The organism is Chromobacterium sp. FG89 (genome assembly GCF_057808735.1).
The window spans coordinates 14565-32282 of sequence record NZ_JBMDIQ010000005.1 but is presented as its reverse complement, the minus strand read 5'-3'; the positions used below and the strand labels follow the sequence as shown (position 1 = coordinate 32282).

Here is a 17718-nt window from a genome sequence, read left to right as displayed (position 1 = left end):
CCGGTTCGCGCCTGGGCGCCATCCCGCAGCGCTTATGAGCGCTTGGCGTCTTCCAAAATCGCCTCCGCCGCCTTCTCCGCGATCATGTAGACCGCGGAGACGATGAAGAAGCCGGGAATGCGCGGAAACACCGAGGCGTCCACCACGCGCAGGCCGCTGACGCCGTGGACGCGGAAGCGGCTGTCCAGCACGCCGCCGGCTTCGCGCGCGCCGATCGCGCAGCTGCAGGAGGCATGGTGGCCCCAGGCGTTGTCGCGGACGAACTGACGCAGTTCGTCATCGCTTTGCAGCGCCTCGCCGGGCAGTTCCTCCTCCGCGATCAGGTTCTGCTTTTTCAGATCGGCGGTCAGGCTGCGCACGAACTTGATGCCTTCCACCACCGAGTCCAGATCCTGATCGCCGCCGGCGCTGCCTTCCTCGAAGTAGTGGAAGTTGATGTCCGGCGGGTCGCGCGGGTCGGCGGAGCGCAGCTTCACCGTGCCGGCGCGGTTATTGGTGTGCGCCTTGAGAATGGCCCAGGTCAGGTAGTTCAGGTGTTCGGGGAACAGGCGCGAGTAGCCGGGGAAATAGCCTTTGAACAGGCCCAGCAGCGCGAAGCAGAACAGGTCCGGCAGCGGCCGTTCCTGCGCCGAGCGGCGGATCACCGCCAGCACCGCGCCATTGGTGGTGTAAACGCCCTTGCGGCCTTCCGCCCATTGCTTGTATTGCGGGTCGCCGGGCGCGAATTCCGCGTCTTTCAGCACTTCCCAGTGCTTGAAGTTCATCCGGTTGACCACGCCCACTTCGTAGCGGTCCTGCAGGTTCTGGCCGACGCCGGGCAGGTCCACCCGCGGCGCGATGCCGTGCTCTTGCAAATGGGCGGCCGGACCGATGCCGGACAGCATCAGCAGCTGAGGGCTGTTGAAGGCGCCGCCGGCCAGGATGACTTCGCGGCTGCAGCGGACTTCGCGGCGCTCGCCGGCGGCTTCGCTGACCCGGCCGCTGGCGCGGTAAAGGCCGGCGCCCTTCAGGTATTCCACGCCGACCGCGCGCTGCCCTTCGTCGAACAGCACCCGGGTGGCCAGCGCGTCCAGCTCGACGCGCAGCCGTTCCGGGTGGCGGGCCGCCGCGTCCAGCACCCGTTCGCGGCTGCCGTTGCGTTGATGATTGCGGGTGGCCAGCGGCGGGTAGCAGACGCCGACGGCGTTGTCGCGCACCAGCCGCCAGTCGTTGGGATCGGCCTGGCCTTGCAGCAGCCAGCGCCAGCTGCGGTGCGGCACGTCCACCTCCTGGAAGACCTTGTCCACCGATACCAGCAGGGTGTCCACCAGGCCGGCGTCGCCCAGCGCGGATTCCGGGATCGCCTTCTCGGTTTGCAGCCAGCCGCGCCAGCCGTGGCGGGTGGGGTTGACGCCGAGCAGGCCCAGCCAGCGGTAGAGCGGGCGGTGGTGGCAGTTCTCCAGCCGTTCGAAATAGCCGCGCATGTGGTCCGCGCGCCAGCTGGGGTCGCCGGTGAGCTGGGCGATGCCGTCCCAGTCCGCGTTGTGCGGGTAGACGGTGATCATGGCGTTGTGGGCGGTGCAGCCGCCCAGCGCGCCGGCGCGCGGATAGAGCACGCCGTCCACGTTCTGGCCGTTCCATTGCGCGCGGTATTTGGGGTCGCGTTTTTGCTGGGCGTCGTCGGCGTAGTGGCGGACGAAGTAGTCCAGCTTCATTGCTTCGTTTTCCGAGGCCAGCGCGTGGAACACCGGCACATCGTAATCGTCGGGCAGCCGTTCCGCCTGGGGCTGCCAGGCGTCGCCGCCCTTGAGCGCGCGCGGGTCGCCGCCGGCCTCCAGCAGCATGACCCGGTGCCCGGCCTCGGCCAGCCGCGCCGCCAGCGTGCCGCCGCCGGCGCCGGAACCCACCACGATGTATTCGTATTCGTCCATGGAGCGCCTTTAGAAGGTTTTCAGGAATTCGATCAGCGCGTACTTGTCGCTGTCGCTGAGGCCGGGTTCCTTGCTTTGGTAGCCGGTGCCGAAGTAATGGCCGCGGTTGACCTCGAAGTCCGGGCAGGTGCTCAGCTCAAGCATCGGCTGCGCCAGGTTGGCGAACACCTTGCGCGCCTCTTCGTCGCTGGCGCCCGGCGGCAGCGCCTTGAGGTCGTGCTTGATCTTGAGCAGCAGGTCCAGCAGCTTCTTGTCGTGCTTGAGCCGTTCGCCCAGCGAGGGGTTGTCCAGCGTCACCTGCAGGTTGGAGATCAGGTTGACCGGGGTGCCGGCCGGAATCGGGCCCAGTTCCACGCCGTCCTTGCCGAACAGCCAGGGCAGATAGCGTTGCAGCGGGCCTTGCAGTTCTTGCAGCGCGTCCGGCAGGTAGCCGGTGGGCACGCGCAGATAGCTGCGGGCGGTGGTGCGGTCTATCAGGCCGGGGATTTTGGCGCCCAGCATCGTGTCCTTCTCGCGTTTTTCCGGCCACAGCAGTTTCTGGATGGAGTCGTTGAAGGACTCCATGCGCGCGGCCACCGACGGGCTGGGATTGAATTTGCCCAGGCTGTTGTTGAGCAGGAAGGGCGCGGTGGACCAGACGCTGATCAAGGAGGCGGGACGGGTGTAGCCGCGGCCGCCGGCCGGCATCTTGTATTGCGAGGGCGCGCCGGTGAAGGGGTTGTGCACGGTGATCTCGCCGACCGAGGGCAGGTCTTTATAGGTTTTGGACGAGAAGTTGTCCCAGATATTGCCCTTGAGCGCATTGGTGGCCAGCGGGCTGCAGGCATTGGTCTGCAGCAAGGTCACCGGCACCCGCAGCTCGGTGGACAGGTAGTTGTCCTTCAGGAAGTCGTCGGCCTGGACGATCTGGCGCATTTGCGATTTGAAGTCTTCGGTCTTGGTCCAGTCCCAGTATTTGTTGAAGCAGCCCAGGTAGTCCGGGCCGGCGCAGCCGGCGGTGGGGTCCAGCGGCGGCACTTTGGGCGGCAGCTTGCTGGAGTGGCAGCGCGCGCAGTTTTCCGCGAACACCACCTTGCCGCGGCTGAGTTGGGCGGCGTCGCGGCTCAGGTATTGCTCGCCGCCGGGCGCGTCCTTCAGCTTGTGCGGGTCCGTGCTCTTCAGGAAGAACAGCGCCATGTTCACGGTCTGCTGCTCGGTGGATTGCCAGTACACCGAGTTCTTGCGCGCGTCCGCGATCTGGATCGGGGTGATGGTCTTGCCGCCCACCAGCGGGTTGAAATGCAGCAGCCATTCCTCGCTGAACAGGCCGATGTTCAGATACACGCGGTTCAGCGCGCCCAGCGCGCCCACCGAGTCCGAGCCGTCTTTCAGCACCCGCGGCGTCCATACGGTCTTGGGCGGCTGGAAGAACTGGGTCAGCGGGCCGTCTTTGACGAAGTCGTTGAACTGCTTGTTGTTGAGCCCGCCGCCGGCCAGGGTTTCCTTGCCCCAGCGCTTGGCGATGTCCAGCCGCGGCCCCAGGCCGTACACCGCGTTCATGGTGCGCGGGTTGTTGATGGAGTCGGTGGAGATCAGCGAGGTGTCCAGCGCGCCGGGGCGCGAGGTGTGGAACAGCTGGAAGGGGAAGCTGCTGGGGTCGGCCTGCCAGGAGAAGATGCGGTCCACCCAGAAATACTGGGCGCCGACGTTGGAGCTCAGGTTTTCCCACTTCGGATGTTCCGGGTCCGCCGGCGGTTTCACCGGATTGGGGCCGACGTGGCAGAACGCACAGGACATGCCCACGCGGTAGGGGCGGATCAGGTCCTTGTCGTTGTAATACGTCGGGTCTTCGTAATAGCGCTTGGCGTCCCATTTCTTGGCCGCGGCTTCGTCGAAGGCCGGGTTGGGGAACAGGCGCAGGCCCACCACGCCGGTGGCGTAGCCGTAGAAGGAGCCGGCGGGCAGGTTCTTGCCGCGCGCGCCTATGGCCACGCCCGGATATTTCTGCTCGTTCTCGAACGGGTCTTTCGGGCAATCGGCGCGGCGTTGGTCCAGCCACAGGCCGAAGCGCTTGTCGTCCGGGCCGCCCGCCTTGTCGAAACAGGGCTCGTTGACCAGGCCCAGATAGTTCCAGCGGTTGTCGCGGCTGAACTTGAGGCCGGGGTGGGAGGACAGGGTCTTGAGCAGGTCCAGATTGCCCACGCTGACGGTGGCGAGCTTATCCCACAGCCTGTCGTTGCCGCCGGTCCACACCAGCCAGGTGTTGCGGCCTTTGACTTCGGCGGCGTCCAGCGCCACCGCGCTGTCCATGTCCTTGAAGTAGTCCTCGTCGGCGGCGGGGAAGGATTCCACCGTGCGTTGGGCCTGCTTGGCTTCGTCCAGCACGGTGCCGGGCTTGGGCTCGCCGTCCCGGCAGCCGGCCAGGCTCAACAGCAAGAGCAACGCCGCTCCCCGGCGCAGGGTTGGGGTCAACTGGGCCATCGCATTCTCTCCATCGGCAGCACGGCGGTTTTTGATTTTGGTTCGATCATTTATTTGGCATGTCGGGCCTATCTCTGCCTATAGCACGGCGGCGGCGCGCCCGCGCCCGCGTAGTTTTGCTGAGCGTTCTTACGGATGGCGAAAAGCCGGCGCCATGGTCGATAGTTGAAAGTTGCCCGCGGCGGGGAAAGGGATAATCGCGGCGCTGATCCCGGCTCAAGCGGGGCGCGCCTGCGCGCTCGCTGCGGCCTGCGCCGCGCGAGGGCCGTCGCGGCGGGCCTGTTCTTTCTATCTGGCGGGCGCTGGAGCGAAAACTCGGGATCCCATCAGATTTGCATCAGGATTCGCCCGCGGCGCTGGGGGACACTTTCCCGGTCCAAGCACGAGCCCGGCAGGGCGTTTGACCGATGACCGATAACGATGTGTTGCTCCCGCTGGAGACTTTGGAGGCCGCCGCCAAGCGCTGCGCGCCGGCCCAGGACGTCTGGCTGCTGCCGCCGCGCCGGGAAGAGGCGCGGCTGGAATTGAGCTGGGAAGAGGGCGCGGAAACGCTGACCCTGGCGGCGGATTGGCAGGGCCTGCTGCTGCTGGACCGCGTGGATGTGAGCGTGGCCGCCGGCGAGCTGGCCTTCCAGCCGGTCCGGCTGGAGCCCTTGAGCAAGCTGCTGGCTTTTGTCGACGAAGCCAAGACCGACGAGGCCCGCGACGCGGACGCGTCGGCAGGCGAGGCGCGTTGCGCGCAATTGCCGCTGGCCGATCTGAGCGCCTGGCAGGACCGCAAGCGCTGCGAATACTGGTTCTTGCTCCAAGTGTTGACGCCGTCGCCGGCCTTCGCCGCGCTGCTGTCGCTATTGCGCCGCAGCGAGAGCTATTGGCTGGTGCGCTTCCTGCTGGCCCAGTCCACCTGCGGCGACAAGCTGCAGGCGCTGGGCGAACGCTACGGCGTGTCCTACTCCCACTTCCGCCGCTTGTGCCGCCACGCCTTGGGCAACGCGGCCAAGACCGAGCTGCGCGACTGGCGCATGGCCCGCTCGCTGCTGGACGTGGCGGAGGGACGGGAAAACCTGACCCAGGTGGCGCTCAAGCACGGCTACGCCTCGTCGTCGCATTTTTCCAACGAAATCAAGGGACTGATCGGCGTGTCGCCGCGCGGTCTGTCCAATATCATTCAACTGGCCACCAAATGAATCGAAGCTTTTTATCCGCCGCGCTGCTGGCCGCGACGCTGCTCGCGGCCCTGCCGGCCGCCGCCGCGCCGGAACCGGCGCGCGCCGCCGACTCCGCCGGCTACGTCGCCAAGAAGGAGGGCCTGCGTTCTTTCTTCGACGCGATTTCCTCGCGGCTGAAAAAGCCGGTGATCGTCAGCAAGCAGGCGGCGCGCAAGCAGATCAGCGGCGATTTCGACCTGGCCAATCCGCAGGCGCTGCTGGACAAGATGACCCAGCAGCTGGGCCTGATCTGGTATCACGACGGCCAGGCCATCTACGTCTACGACGCCAGCGAAACCCGCAACGCGGTGGTGTCGCTGCGCAATGTCTCGCTCTCCGCCTTCAACGACTTCCTGCGCAAGTCCGGCCTCTACGACAAGCGCTATCCGCTGCGCGGAGACAACCGCAGCGGCACTTTCTACGTGTCCGGGCCGCCGGTCTTCGTGGATCTGGTGGTCAACGCCGCCGGCTTCATGGACAAGCAGAGCGACGGCATCGAGCTGGGTCGGCAGAAGATCGGCGTGGTGCGGCTCAACAACACCTTCGTCAGCGACCGCAGCTATGAGTTGCGCGACCAGAAAATCGTCATCCCCGGCATGGCCACGGTGATAGAGAAGCTGCTGCAGGGCGAGGACAAGCCCTTGCAGACCGCCGCCAATCCGGCGCGGCCGCCGGCGCGGGGCAGCGACATCCCGGCGATGCCGGACTTTCCCGCCGGCGGGGAGCTCAAGGCGCCGGCCTACCAGGCCGGCCTCAGCCTGCCCGACGCGCTGAAGCAGGACACGGCGGCCGGCGACATCAAGGTGATCGCCTATCCGGACACCAACAGCCTGCTGATCAAGGGCACCACCGAACAGGTGCGCTTCATCGAAAACCTGGCGCTGGCGCTGGACGTGGCCAAGCGCCATGTGGAGCTGTCGCTGTGGATCATCGATCTGGACAAGGGCGATCTGGATCAGCTGGGCGTCAACTGGAGCGGCAGCGTCACCGTGGGCAATAAGCTGGGCGTGGCGCTGAACCCCAGCAATTCGATCAGCACGCTGGACGGCACCCGCTTCATCGCCTCGGTGATGGCGTTGTCGCAGAAGAACAAGGCCAATGTGGTGTCGCGCCCGGTGGTGCTGACCCAGGAAAACGTGCCGGCCATCTTCGACAATAACCGCACCTTCTACGCCAAGCTGGTGGGCGAGCGCAATTCCAGCCTGCAGCACGTGACCTACGGCACCCTGGTCAGCGTGCTGCCGCGCTTCTCCGCCGACGGCCAGATCGAGATGTCGCTGAATATCGAGGACGGCCGCGAGGCCAAGAGCCCGGATTACGACAAGGACCCGCAGGACGCCTTGCCCGAGGTGGGCCGCACCCGCATCAGCACCGTGGCCCGGGTGCCGCAGGGCAAGAGCCTGTTGATAGGCGGTTACACCCGCGACGCCAATATCGAGCAGAACAACAAGGTGCCGTTCTTGGGCAGCTTGCCGCTGGTGGGCGGCCTGTTCCGCTACCGCAGCCAGAACCAGAGCAATACCGTGCGCGTGTTCCTGATTCAGCCGCGCGAGATCGACGATCCGCTGACGCCGGACGCCAGCGATCTGTCGGCGGCGGTGGCCAAGGAGGGCGGCATCTCCAGCGATCCGCTGCAGCAATGGGTGCGGGATTATCTGGACCGCGAACAGCGCGCCGAGGGCGCGGCCAAGGGCGCGACGCGTGGACATTAGCGGCCGTCCGCCGCCGGTCTTCGGCGTCCGCTCGCCCAAGCATCAGGGCAAGCTGGACGCCCAGCGCGACGCCCAGCGCCAGGGCGAGGCCCGGCAGGCGGACGCGCAGCAGGTGGAGGACGCCAGCCCGGCGGCCGAGGTGCAGCGCTTCGTCCAGTCCACCGATGAAATGTCGGCGGCGCTGACCCAGTTCCGCAACCGCCGCGATTACGACAAGAAGCTGGGCCATCTGGCCGACAGTTTCGAACGGGTGCTGGACGAGGAAGCCCAGCCCAAGGCGCAGCAGATCGTGAACGTGGCCAAGTCCCACGGGATCAGCGCCGAGGACTTGCTGCGCCAGGCGCGTTCCTTGTTCCCGGACGACAGCGATCTGGTGCTGGTGCTGCGCGAACTGCTGCGCCGCCGTCAGCTGGACGAGGTGGTGCGCAAACGCCTGCAGGCCCTGCTCAAGCAGGTGGAGGAGCAAGCCGAGGCCAAGCCTTTGAAGGCCGGCATCAATTGCGCGCTGAAGGCGAGGCTGTTCGGCAAGGCTTTGTCCCTGAGCCCCGGCCTGCTGCGCGCCAGCTACCGCCAGTTTCTGGAGAGCGAGGCGGCGGAAGTGGAGATTTACGCCGACTGGGTGGGCAGCTACGGCTACCAGCGCCGGGCGGTGGTGCTGGATTTCATCGAAGGCGCGCTGCTGGCCGACATCGATTCGCTGGACGCCAGCTGTTCGCGGCTGGAGTTCGGCAATCTGCTGGGCCGGCTGAGCCAGCTCAAGCTGCTGCGTTCGGCCGACGCGCTCTTCGTCGGCCGCATGCTGGCCAACCCGCAGGTATGCGCCTTCAACCCCAGCGAGGCGGACTGGCTGTTGTTCCTGCTGTCGCTGTTGCAACAGCCGCAGCAGCTGGACGGCCTGCTGGCGGAGACGGTGGGCGACACCGCCTTGCTCAGCCGCCACAGCGAGCATTCCACCTTGCTGCAGGCGCTGTACCAGGCCTGCAAGGCGCTGCCGCCGCAGTTGTTCGTCGACGAACGCTGGCTGGACGCCTTGCAGGAGGAATTCCGCCGCCTGGCCGCCATCGCTTACCGCCACGAGCTGGCCGAGCGCCGGCGCGAGGCCGAGGGCGGCGGCGCGGAGTAAACGAGAGCCGCCAGGCAAGGCGGGGGGACACGTCCCGTCTTGCCTGGCTGTTTTTCCCGGCGGGCCGCGGCCCGTCGCCAATATCGAATCGCTTTGGATGACTAACGGTGTTTAATTCCCTGCTCAACGGCGCGCGCTCGCGGCCGGAATTGCTGATCCTGCTGTTGATGGTGATGATCATCGCGATGCTGATCATCCCGCTGCCCACCTATCTGGTGGACTTCCTGATCGGCCTCAACATCGTGATCGCCGTGCTGGTGTTCATGGGCTCCTTCTACATCGACCGCATCCTCAGCTTTTCCACCTTTCCCTCGGTGCTGCTGATCACCACCCTGTTCCGGCTGGCGCTGTCCATCAGCACCAGCCGCCTGATCCTGATCGAGGCGGACGCGGGCGAGATCATCAACACCTTCGGCCAGTTCGTGATCGGCGACAGCCTGGCGGTGGGCTTCGTGGTGTTCTCCATCGTCACCGTGGTGCAGTTCATCGTCATCACCAAGGGCTCGGAGCGGGTGGCCGAGGTGGCGGCGCGCTTCTCGTTGGACGGCATGCCCGGCAAGCAGATGAGCATCGACGCCGACCTCAAGGCCGGCATCGTGGACGCCGACGGCGCGCGCGAACGCCGCAGCGTGCTGGAGCGCGAAAGCCAGCTTTACGGCTCCTTCGACGGCGCGATGAAGTTCATCAAGGGCGACGCCATCGCCGGCATCATCATCATCTTCGTCAACTTCATCGGCGGCATCGCCGTGGGCATGACCCAGCACGGCATGGACCTGTCCACCGCGCTGTCCACCTACACCATGCTCACCATCGGCGACGGCCTGGTGGCGCAGATCCCCGCGCTGCTGATCGCCATCAGCGCCGGCTTCATCGTCACCCGCGTCAACGGCGACAGCGACAATATGGGCCGCAACATCATGAGCCAGTTGCTGGGCAACCCGTTCGTGCTGGTGGTGACCGCGGTGCTGGCTTTGGCGGTGGGTATGCTGCCCGGCTTCCCGCTGATCGTGTTCCTGATCCTGGCCGCGGCGCTGGGCGGCCTGTTCTATTACAAGCGCCGCATGGCCGGCAAAGGCGCGCCGGGCGCGGCCCAGTCTCCGGCGGCGGCCGCGGCCGGCGGGGCGCCGGCGAGCGGCAAGGACAGCTCCCTGGGCCTGATCGGCAATCTGGACAAGGTGGCGGCGGAAACCGTGCCGCTGATCCTGCTGGTGCCCAAGGCGCGCCGCGCCGCGCTGGAGCAGGCGCAGCTGGCCGAGCGCCTGCGCAGCCAGTTCTTCATCGACTACGGGGTGAGGCTGCCGGACATGCTGCTGCGCGACGGCGAAGGCCTGCCGGACAACCGGGTGGCGGTGCTGATCAACGAAATCCGCGCCGACGAGTTTGAACTGCATTTCGATCTGCTGCGGGTGATCAATTATTCGGACGAGGCCGCCGCGCTGGCGCAGCCGGTGTTCAGCGCCCAGGGCGCCAGCCAGTGCGCCTGGGTGCGCCCGGCCGACGGCGACAAGCTGGCCAAGCTGGGCTACCAGCTGCGCCCGGCGCTGGACGAGCTCTATCACTGCCTGGCCGCGCTGCTGGCGCGCCACGTCAACGAATACTTCGGCGTCCAGGAAACCAAGCACATGCTGGATCAGCTGGAGGCCAAATACCCGGACCTGCTCAAGGAAGTGCTGCGCCACGCCACGGTGCAGCGCATCGCCGAAGTGTTGCAACGGCTGCTGGCCGAGCGCATCTCGGTGCGCAATATGAAGCTGATCATGGAGGCGCTGGCGCTGTGGGCGCCGCGCGAGAAAGACGTGATCAATCTGGTCGAGCATGTGCGCGGCGCGCTGGCGCGCTACATCTGCCACAAGTTCGCCAGCGGCGGCGAACTGCGCGCGGTGATGATGTCCGCCGAGGTGGAGGACATGGTGCGCAAGGGCATACGCCAGACCTCGGCCGGCGCCTTCCTCAATCTGGAGCCGGCGGCTTCGGACGAGCTGATGGACCTGTTCGCGCTCGGCCTGGACGGCATGGGCATCGCGCACAAGGACCTGGTGCTGCTGGCCTCGGTGGACGTGCGGCGCTTCATCAAGAAACTGGTCGAAACCCGCTTCCGCGACCTGGAAGTGGTGTCCTTCGGCGAAATCGCCGACAGCGTGTCGGTGAACGTGATCAAAACCATTTAAAAAAGGATTCCGCCTATGTTCGCCATGGATATCGCCCAACTGGTCCGCTCCGCCTTGGAAGAGAGCGGCTGCGATCCCGCCCTGCTGGGCGAGCTGGACAGCCATTCCACCATTGCGCTGGATCTGCACGATCTGCCCAGCATCCACGTCAGCGCCCAGGACGGCGAGGTGTGGCTGTGGTCGCGGCTGGGCGAGCACAACGAGGCGGTGCTGGCCCAGCGCGCCGGCCAATTGCTGCAGGACCTGATGCAGGGCTGCCATTTCGCCCGCGGCGGCCAGCTGCAACTGGCCGCCAACGACGGCTATCTGGAGCTGAAGGCGATGGCCCACCCGGATTATCTGGCCGACGGCAAGCGCTTCTCCGAGGCCTTGAACGGCTTCTTCGACGCGCTGGAACGCTTCAGCGAGTCGCTGCTGCGATGAAAGCGCCGCGCCTGCTGCGCCGGCTGGCGTATCCGCAACGCCTGTCCGGCCCCATTCTGGAAGCCGCGCTGCCCGAGGTGGCGATAGGCGAGCTGTGCGACATCCGCCGCAGCTGGCAGGACCGCGAGGTGGTGGCCCGCGCCCAGGTGGTGGGCTTTCAAGGCCCGCGCGCCGTGCTCAGTCTGATCGGCAACGCGCGCGGCCTGTCGCGCGAGGCGGTGCTGCAGCCCACCGGCCGCGCCTTGGCGGCCTGGATAGGCGAGTCGGCGCTGGGCGCGGTGCTGGACCCCACCGGCCGCATCGTCGAGCGCTTCGCGCCCGAGGCCGGCGTCGGCGGCGAGGAGCGCGGCATCGACGCCGATCCGCCGCCGTACTCGCGGCGCGTGGGCATACGCGAGCCGCTGGCCACCGGCGTGCGCGCCATCGACGGCCTGCTGACCTGCGGCGTCGGTCAGCGCGTCGGCATCTTCGCCTCCGCCGGCTGCGGCAAGACCGTGCTGATGCACATGCTGATCGAGCAGAGCGACGCCGACGTCTTCGTCATCGGCCTGATCGGCGAGCGCGGCCGCGAAGTAACCGAATTCGCCGAATCGCTGCGCGCCTCGCCCAAGCGCGAGCGCTGCGCGCTGGTGTTCGCCACCTCGGACTTCTCCTCGGTGGACCGCTGCAACGCGGCGCTGCTGGCCACCACGGTGGCCGAGTACTTCCGCGACCAGGGCAAGAAAGTGGTGCTCTTCGTCGACTCCATGACCCGCTATGCCCGCGCGCTGCGCGACGTGGCGCTGGCCGCCGGCGAACCGCCGGCGCGGCGCGGCTACCCGGCCTCGGTGTTCGACAGCCTGCCGCGGCTGCTGGAGCGCCCCGGCGCCACCCGCGGCGGCAGCATTACCGCCTTCTACACCGTGCTGCTGGAGAGCGACGACGAGCCGGACCCGATGGCCGACGAGATCCGCTCCATCCTGGACGGCCACATCTATCTGAGCCGCAAGCTGGCCGGTCAGGGCCATTACCCGGCTATCGACGTGCTCAAGAGCGCCAGCCGCGTGGCGGGGCAGGTCTGCGACGGCGGCCATCTGCAGGCGGCCTCGGCGCTGCGCGCCTTGATGGCGCGGCTGGAAGAGTTGCAAGTCTTCATCGACCTGGGCGAATACCGCCCCGGCGAGAACCCCGACAACGACCGGGCGATGAATGCGCGCGAGGCGCTGCGGCGCTGGCTGCGCCAGCCGGTGGACGAAGGCGCGGGTTTCGCCGACACCCTGCGCAGCCTGCATGAGCTTGTTGCCTAAGCTGGGCGCGCTGCTGCGCCGTTGTCAGGCGGCGCAATCGCGTTGCGAGGCCGAGCTGGCTCAGCTGGCGCGCCAGGACGGCGCGCTGGCGGCGGAGCAAGAAGCGCTGGCCTCGCAGGGCCAGGGCCTGCGCCAATTGCTGCTGGCGCAACGGCCGGCCGGGGCGATGAGCCGCGGCCAGCTGTTCGCCTTGCAGCGCAAGCAGGCGGTGCTGCGACGTCAGTTGCAGAACCTGGACCTGCAAAGCGGCCAGCTAGAAGAACAGCGCCAGGGCCTGGCCGGCCGGCGCGAGGAACAACAGGTCTTGCGTCGGCAATGGCTGCGCAAGGAAGACAAGTATCAACGCTGGGCCAAGCTGCAGCGCCGCCAGGAACGCATGCGGCGTTTGCGGCTGGACGAGGCCGAGCAGGAAGAGAGGACGATATGGAAGCGATGACGCCTATTCCCGCGCCGAGCATGGACGCCCGGCCGGCGGCCGAAGCCGACGGCGCCGCTGAAGCCTTTGCCCGCGAAGCCCAAAGGCAGCGGCAAGACGCCGCCGATCCGGAACGCGACGGCGAGGACGAGGCCGGCGAACGCGAGCGGGACCGCTCCCGCCTGCCGGCCGGGGCGCTGTGGCAGCCGCCGCTGCCGCCGCACTGGAACGCGGCGCGGCTGAGCGCCGGCGGCCGCCATGCGGCGGAAGCCGCGCTGTCCGCGCCGGGCAAGCGCGGCCGGACGCCGCTGGGCGAGGGCGAAGGACCGGACGCCAGCGCGCGCGGCAAGACCGCGGCCCGGCCGCAAGGCGCGCAGGCCGCCGCCGCGGCGCTGGCGGCCCAGCATGCGGCCAGCCTGGCGCCGACGGCCGACGCGCCGGTCAAAGTCGTGGCGCAGACGCTGGGGGCGCAGTCCAAGGCTGAGCCGGCGCTGCGCAAAGCCGAGCACGCCTCGGCCAAGGGCGAAGCCTCGCTTCCCGCCGCCGCGCCGCAGACGGCAGCCGCCGCGCCGACGCCGCTCGGACGGACCGTGTCGAAAGCCGAAGCCGCCGCGCCGGTCCCGACGCCGGCCGCCGCGCGCGAAGGCGGAGAGACGCGCAAGACAGAATCCGCTCCGGCGGCCGCGGCGCTGACGCCTCCGCCGGCCCAACCGTCCGCGCCGGCGACGCCGCCGCCGCGCGAAGCCGCTCCGCAGGCGCGGCCGCGGCAGGACCCTGCCTTGAGCCAGACGACGCCGTCCGCGCCCAGCGCGCCGGAGCCGGCCCAGCCGGGCCTGACCTACCGCTTTCAGCGCTGGGGCGGCGAACACGCGGTGAACGTGCAGAGCCAGCCCGGCGGTGTGCTCAGCCTGCAGCCCTCGGACAGCCTGGTGCAACAGCGTTTGGGCGAGCAATGGCAGTCCGGCAACCCGCAGCAATGGCAGATGGCCCGCGACGACGGCCACGAGCAGGGCCGGCAGCAGCCGCAGCGGGATGAGGAGGAGGACGCCTGATGCTGGCGCTCAGACAAATCGACGCGCGTGAACGCGCCTTGAGCCTCGCCGCCGCCGCCTGGCGGCGCCAGGGCTGGGACGCGACGCTGGAAACGCCGCCGCGCGGCGGCTTGTGGCTGTCTGTGGCCGACGCGGACCAGCGTTGGCAGGGCTGGCTGCAAGCGCGCGCCTGGCTGGAGAACGCCGCGCCGGAACTGGCGCGGTTGGCCTTGTCCGCCGGGGTGGAGGCGCAGGCGGCGCAATGGCTGGCGGCGGCGGAACGGCCGCTGACGCCGCCGATGCCGGAGCTGGCCTACCAGCGCTTGAGCCTGGGCGAGGCGGGGCCGGGCGACGCCTTGCCGCGCCAGCCGCTGCTGCGGGTGATGTGCGCCGAGGGGCCGCTGTGGCTGGAGCGCGCGCCGGCGTTCGAGGCCGGAGACGCGCCGGACCCGGCGCCCTTGTTGAGCTGGCCGCTGCGCTTCGTCATCGGCGACAGCCGCATCAGCCTGGGCTTGTTGCGTGGCGTGACGCGCGGCGACGTGCTGCTGATCCGCGAGCCGGCGGCGGCGGTGCGCTGCCACGACCGCGCGCTGGGCACTTATCAAACGTATGAGGAAGGAATCGTCATGGAATGGGATGAATCGCAACAGGCGGCGGAGCAGGAAGCGCCGGCGCGCGACATGGGACAGCTGCCGGTGGAGCTGGAATTCGTGCTGCACCGCGGGCGGGTGACGCTGACGGAGCTGCAGGACTTGTGCCGGGGCCAGTTGTTGAACCTGCCGGCGGACGTGGAGCGGCGGGTGGAAGTGCGCGCCAACGGCGCGCTGCTGGGACGCGGCGAACTGGTGCAGCTGGCCGGCCATCTGGGGGTGGAAGTGACGGAGTGGCTGGGCGGAGCCGCCGATGTCGAATGATATTTCGCTGATCGCGCTGCTGGCCTTCGCCACGCTGCTGCCTTTCCTGATCGCTTCCGGGACTTGCTTCATCAAGTTCTCCATCGTGTTCGTGATGGTGCGCAACGCGCTGGGCCTGCAGCAGGTGCCGTCCAATATGACGCTCAACGGCATCGCGCTGATGCTGTCGATGTTCGTGATGCTGCCGATCGCGCAGCAGGCCTACAGCCACTACCAGGAAGAACAGGTCAGCTTCAACAGCGTGGAATCGGTGAGCAACTTTGTCGAAAACGGCCTGGACGGTTATCGCGGCTATTTGCAGAAGTATTCCGATCCGGAACTGGTGAGTTTCTTTGAAAAAGCCCAGGCGCAGCGCACCGAGCGCGAAACAGGCAACGCGGCCGAGGACGAACAGCCGTCCCTCTTCGCCTTGCTGCCGGCCTACGCGCTCAGCGAGATCAAGAGCGCGTTCAAGATCGGCTTTTATCTCTACCTGCCCTTCGTGGTGGTGGATTTGGTGATCTCCAGCATCTTGCTGGCGCTGGGGATGATGATGATGAGCCCGGTGACGATTTCGGTGCCGATCAAGCTGGTGCTGTTCGTGGCGTTGGACGGCTGGACTTTGTTGTCCAAGGGCTTGGTGTTGCAGTACTTGGATTTGGCGACCTAGCCGGGCGGAGCAAACCGTCCCGCCACGGCATGGCGCTGCGTTTGGTTTTGCTTTCCGCGTCTCGGAGCGAATGGCTTTCATGGAGCGGGCGGAGTACCGCGCTGTCCATGCCGCCCGCCTCAATTTTGGAGTTTTGCTATGAATGATCTGGTGTTCGCCGGCAACAAGGCGCTGTACCTGGTGTTGCTGATGTCGGCCTGGCCCATCATCGTGGCCACCGCCATCGGCCTGCTGGTGGGCCTGTTCCAGACCGTGACCCAGTTGCAGGAGCAGACGCTGCCCTTCGGCATCAAGCTGTTCGGCGTCAGCCTGTGCCTGTTCCTGTTGTCCGGCTGGTACGGCGAAACCCTGCTCGGCTTTGGCCGGGAGGTGATGCGCATGGCGCTGGCCCGGGGCTGAGGCGGATGCAGTTCGGCCTGTTCTTCGAAATCCACGGCTGGGTGGCCTCGGCCGCGCTCGGCTTCGCCCGCGTGGCGCCGGTGTTCTTCATCCTGCCCTTCCTGAACAGCAATGTGCTCAGCGGCGTGGTGCGCACCTCGGCCACCATGCTGGTGGCGCTGGGGCTGTGGCCGCATCCGGTGGAGGCGCTGCCGGCCTTTCAGGCGCTGCCCTTTATCGCGCTGATCGCGCGCGAGGCTGCGGTGGGCCTGTTGTTGGGCTGCCTGCTGGCCTGGCCGTTCTGGGTGTTTCACGCGCTGGGCAGCATCATAGACAACCAGCGCGGCGCGACGCTGAGCAGCAGCATAGACCCGGCCAACGGCGTGGACACTTCGGAATTGGCCAATATGTTCAATCTGTTCGCCGCCGCGGTCTATCTGCAAGGTGGCGGCATGAGCCTGATGCTGGACCTGTTCCGTCAGAGCTATCAGCTGTGCGACCCGCTGGGCGTGTGCGCGCCGGCCTTGCAGCCGACGCTGAGCCTGCTCAATCAGGTGATCAGCAAGGCGGTGGTGCTGGCCAGCCCGGTGGTGGCGGCCTTGCTGCTGTCCGAGGTGGTGCTGGGCCTGCTGTCGCGTTTCGCGCCGCAGATGAACGCCTTCGCGGTGTCGCTGACGGTGAAGAGCGCGGCGGCCTTGCTGATCATGTTGATGTATTTCGGCCCGGTGTTGCCCGACACGGTGATGCGGCTGGCCTTCCCGCCGACGGCGCTGCCCGGCTGGCTGAGCGCGCCGGTGCGCTGAGATGTCGAACAAGACCGAACAACCCACGCGCAAGCGCTTGCAGGACGCGGCCAAGAAAGGCCAGTCCTTCAAGAGCCGCGATCTGGTGGTGGCCTGCCTGACCCTGTGCGGCGTCGCCTATCTGGTGTCCTTCGGCTCGCTGGTGGAACTGATGGGCGCTTTCCGCCAGGTGATCGCCGGCGGCTTCCAGCAGGACATGCAGGGCTACGCCCAGGCGGTGGCCTGGCTGGGCATCAAGCTCTTGCTGCCCATCTTTCTGCTGTGCATCGTCGCCTCCGCCTTGCCCTCCCTGCTGCAAAGCGGCTTTGTGCTGGCCAGCGAGGCCTTGAAGCTCAATCTGGAGGCCTTGAACCCGGTCAACGGCTTCAAGAAGCTGTTCAGCCTGCGCACGGTGAAGGAGGCGGTGAAGGCCTTGCTTTACCTGGCCAGTTTCGTGGTGGCGGTGCTGGTGCTGTGGCACAAGCACAAGGCCCTGCTGTTCGCCCAGCTCAACGGCGACCCCATAGGCATGGCGGTGATCTGGCGCGAACTGCTGCTGGCGCTGGTGTTGACCTGCCTGGGCTGCATCGTCGCGGTGCTGGTGCTGGACGCCATCGCCGAGTACTTCCTGTTCATGAAGGATATGAAGATGGACAAGCAGGAGGTCAAACGCGAGATGAAGGAGCAGGAGGGCAATCCGGAGATCAAGTCTCGCCGCCGCGAGGCGCATATGGAGATCCTGTCCGAGCAGGTGAAGTCCGACATCGAAAACTCGCGCCTGATCGTGGCCAACCCTACCCATATCGCCGTCGGCATCTATTTCAAGCCCGAGCTGCTGCCCATCCCCTTCATCTCGGTGATGGAGACCAATCAGCGTGCGCTGGCGGTGCGGGCCTATGCGGAAAAAGTGGGCGTGCCGGTGGTGCGCGACATCCCGCTGGCGCGGCGCATTTTCGCCAGCCACCGCCGTTATTCCCTGGTCAGCCTGGACGAGGTGGAGGAAGTGCTGCGCTTGCTGATGTGGCTGGAGCAGGTGGAAAACGCCGGAGCGCAGGCGTCGGAGCCGGAGCCGGAGCCATCGAGGCTACCGGCGGAGCAACAGGGGAAGGACGCGAACGCCGCCGGGCCGGTTGTGGATAAATCCGCCGCCAAGCCCGCTTCTGTGGATAAACAAAACGACCAGGAGGGCTGAGCGCATAGACGCGGCCCAAGAGCCTTCCCGCCCGCCGGGAAGGTCCGGCAACGCCAATCTTCCCCCG

15 protein-coding genes are annotated in these 17718 nt (G+C 67.3%); 13 read left to right on the top strand and 2 right to left on the bottom strand.

Going from position 1 to position 17718, the window contains the following annotated elements; genetic code table 11:
* Window positions 1-32 precede the first annotated feature (32 nt).
* Window positions 33-1910, bottom strand: coding sequence for a GMC family oxidoreductase (locus tag ACODRW_RS06365; protein WP_488905383.1), 1878 nt, complete (start codon window positions 1908-1910; stop codon window positions 33-35).
* A 9-nt stretch (window positions 1911-1919) separates the two neighbouring features.
* Entirely contained in the window at window positions 1920-4370 is a 2451-nt protein-coding gene (locus ACODRW_RS06360; RefSeq protein ID WP_107800832.1) for a c-type cytochrome, read from the bottom strand.
* Between the two features lie 407 nt (window positions 4371-4777).
* On the opposite strand from ACODRW_RS06360, the gene invF reads away from it, so the two are divergent.
* The 13 genes from invF (at window position 4778) to ACODRW_RS06295 (ending at window position 17651) form a co-directional block, all read left to right on the top strand.
* Complete coding sequence (gene invF, locus ACODRW_RS06355; RefSeq protein WP_488905382.1) at window positions 4778-5557, top strand: AraC family transcriptional regulator InvF; 780 nt, start codon at window positions 4778-4780, stop codon at window positions 5555-5557.
* Complete coding sequence (sctC, locus tag ACODRW_RS06350) at window positions 5554-7290, top strand: type III secretion system outer membrane ring subunit SctC (RefSeq protein ID WP_488905381.1); 1737 nt, start codon at window positions 5554-5556, stop codon at window positions 7288-7290. The genes invF and sctC overlap by 4 nt, the downstream gene beginning before the upstream one ends.
* Window positions 7280-8413 carry a YopN/LcrE/InvE/MxiC type III secretion system gatekeeper gene (locus tag ACODRW_RS06345; protein ID WP_304502826.1) on the top strand — a complete coding sequence of 378 codons (1134 nt, stop codon included), beginning with the start codon at window positions 7280-7282 and terminating at the stop codon, window positions 8411-8413. The genes sctC and ACODRW_RS06345 overlap by 11 nt, the downstream gene beginning before the upstream one ends.
* A gap of 107 nt (window positions 8414-8520) precedes the next feature.
* Window positions 8521-10581, top strand: a complete 2061-nt coding sequence (locus tag ACODRW_RS06340) for an EscV/YscV/HrcV family type III secretion system export apparatus protein (protein WP_488905380.1) — start codon at window positions 8521-8523, stop codon at window positions 10579-10581.
* Between the two features lie 15 nt (window positions 10582-10596).
* Window positions 10597-11004 carry an SPI-1 type III secretion system chaperone SpaK gene (gene spaK, locus ACODRW_RS06335; protein ID WP_107800828.1) on the top strand — a complete coding sequence of 136 codons (408 nt, stop codon included), beginning with the start codon at window positions 10597-10599 and terminating at the stop codon, window positions 11002-11004.
* Window positions 11001-12290, top strand: coding sequence for a type III secretion system ATPase SctN (gene sctN, locus ACODRW_RS06330; RefSeq protein ID WP_227105388.1), 1290 nt, complete (start codon window positions 11001-11003; stop codon window positions 12288-12290). Before spaK ends, sctN begins: the two co-directional genes overlap by 4 nt.
* On the top strand, window positions 12274-12726 hold the full coding sequence (locus ACODRW_RS06325) for a hypothetical protein (RefSeq protein WP_019103510.1): 453 nt from the start codon (window positions 12274-12276) through the stop codon (window positions 12724-12726). Before sctN ends, ACODRW_RS06325 begins: the two co-directional genes overlap by 17 nt.
* Window positions 12714-13757, top strand: coding sequence for a SpaN/EivJ family type III secretion system needle length determinant (locus ACODRW_RS06320; RefSeq protein ID WP_488905379.1), 1044 nt, complete (start codon window positions 12714-12716; stop codon window positions 13755-13757). Before ACODRW_RS06325 ends, ACODRW_RS06320 begins: the two co-directional genes overlap by 13 nt.
* Window positions 13757-14650: a YscQ/HrcQ family type III secretion apparatus protein gene (locus tag ACODRW_RS06315; protein ID WP_253314154.1), complete on the top strand. Its 894-nt coding sequence runs from the start codon at window positions 13757-13759 to the stop codon at window positions 14648-14650. Before ACODRW_RS06320 ends, ACODRW_RS06315 begins: the two co-directional genes overlap by 1 nt.
* Window positions 14640-15299 carry an EscR/YscR/HrcR family type III secretion system export apparatus protein gene (locus tag ACODRW_RS06310; RefSeq protein ID WP_107798946.1) on the top strand — a complete coding sequence of 220 codons (660 nt, stop codon included), beginning with the start codon at window positions 14640-14642 and terminating at the stop codon, window positions 15297-15299. Before ACODRW_RS06315 ends, ACODRW_RS06310 begins: the two co-directional genes overlap by 11 nt.
* Window positions 15300-15437: 138 nt before the next feature.
* Window positions 15438-15698 carry an EscS/YscS/HrcS family type III secretion system export apparatus protein gene (locus ACODRW_RS06305; RefSeq protein ID WP_019104573.1) on the top strand — a complete coding sequence of 87 codons (261 nt, stop codon included), beginning with the start codon at window positions 15438-15440 and terminating at the stop codon, window positions 15696-15698.
* 5 nt (window positions 15699-15703) lie between these two features.
* Window positions 15704-16480, top strand: coding sequence for a type III secretion system export apparatus subunit SctT (sctT, locus tag ACODRW_RS06300; protein ID WP_235086041.1), 777 nt, complete (start codon window positions 15704-15706; stop codon window positions 16478-16480).
* 1 nt (window position 16481) lies between these two features.
* Complete coding sequence (locus ACODRW_RS06295; RefSeq protein ID WP_488905378.1) at window positions 16482-17651, top strand: EscU/YscU/HrcU family type III secretion system export apparatus switch protein; 1170 nt, start codon at window positions 16482-16484, stop codon at window positions 17649-17651.
* Window positions 17652-17718: the final 67 nt, after the last annotated feature.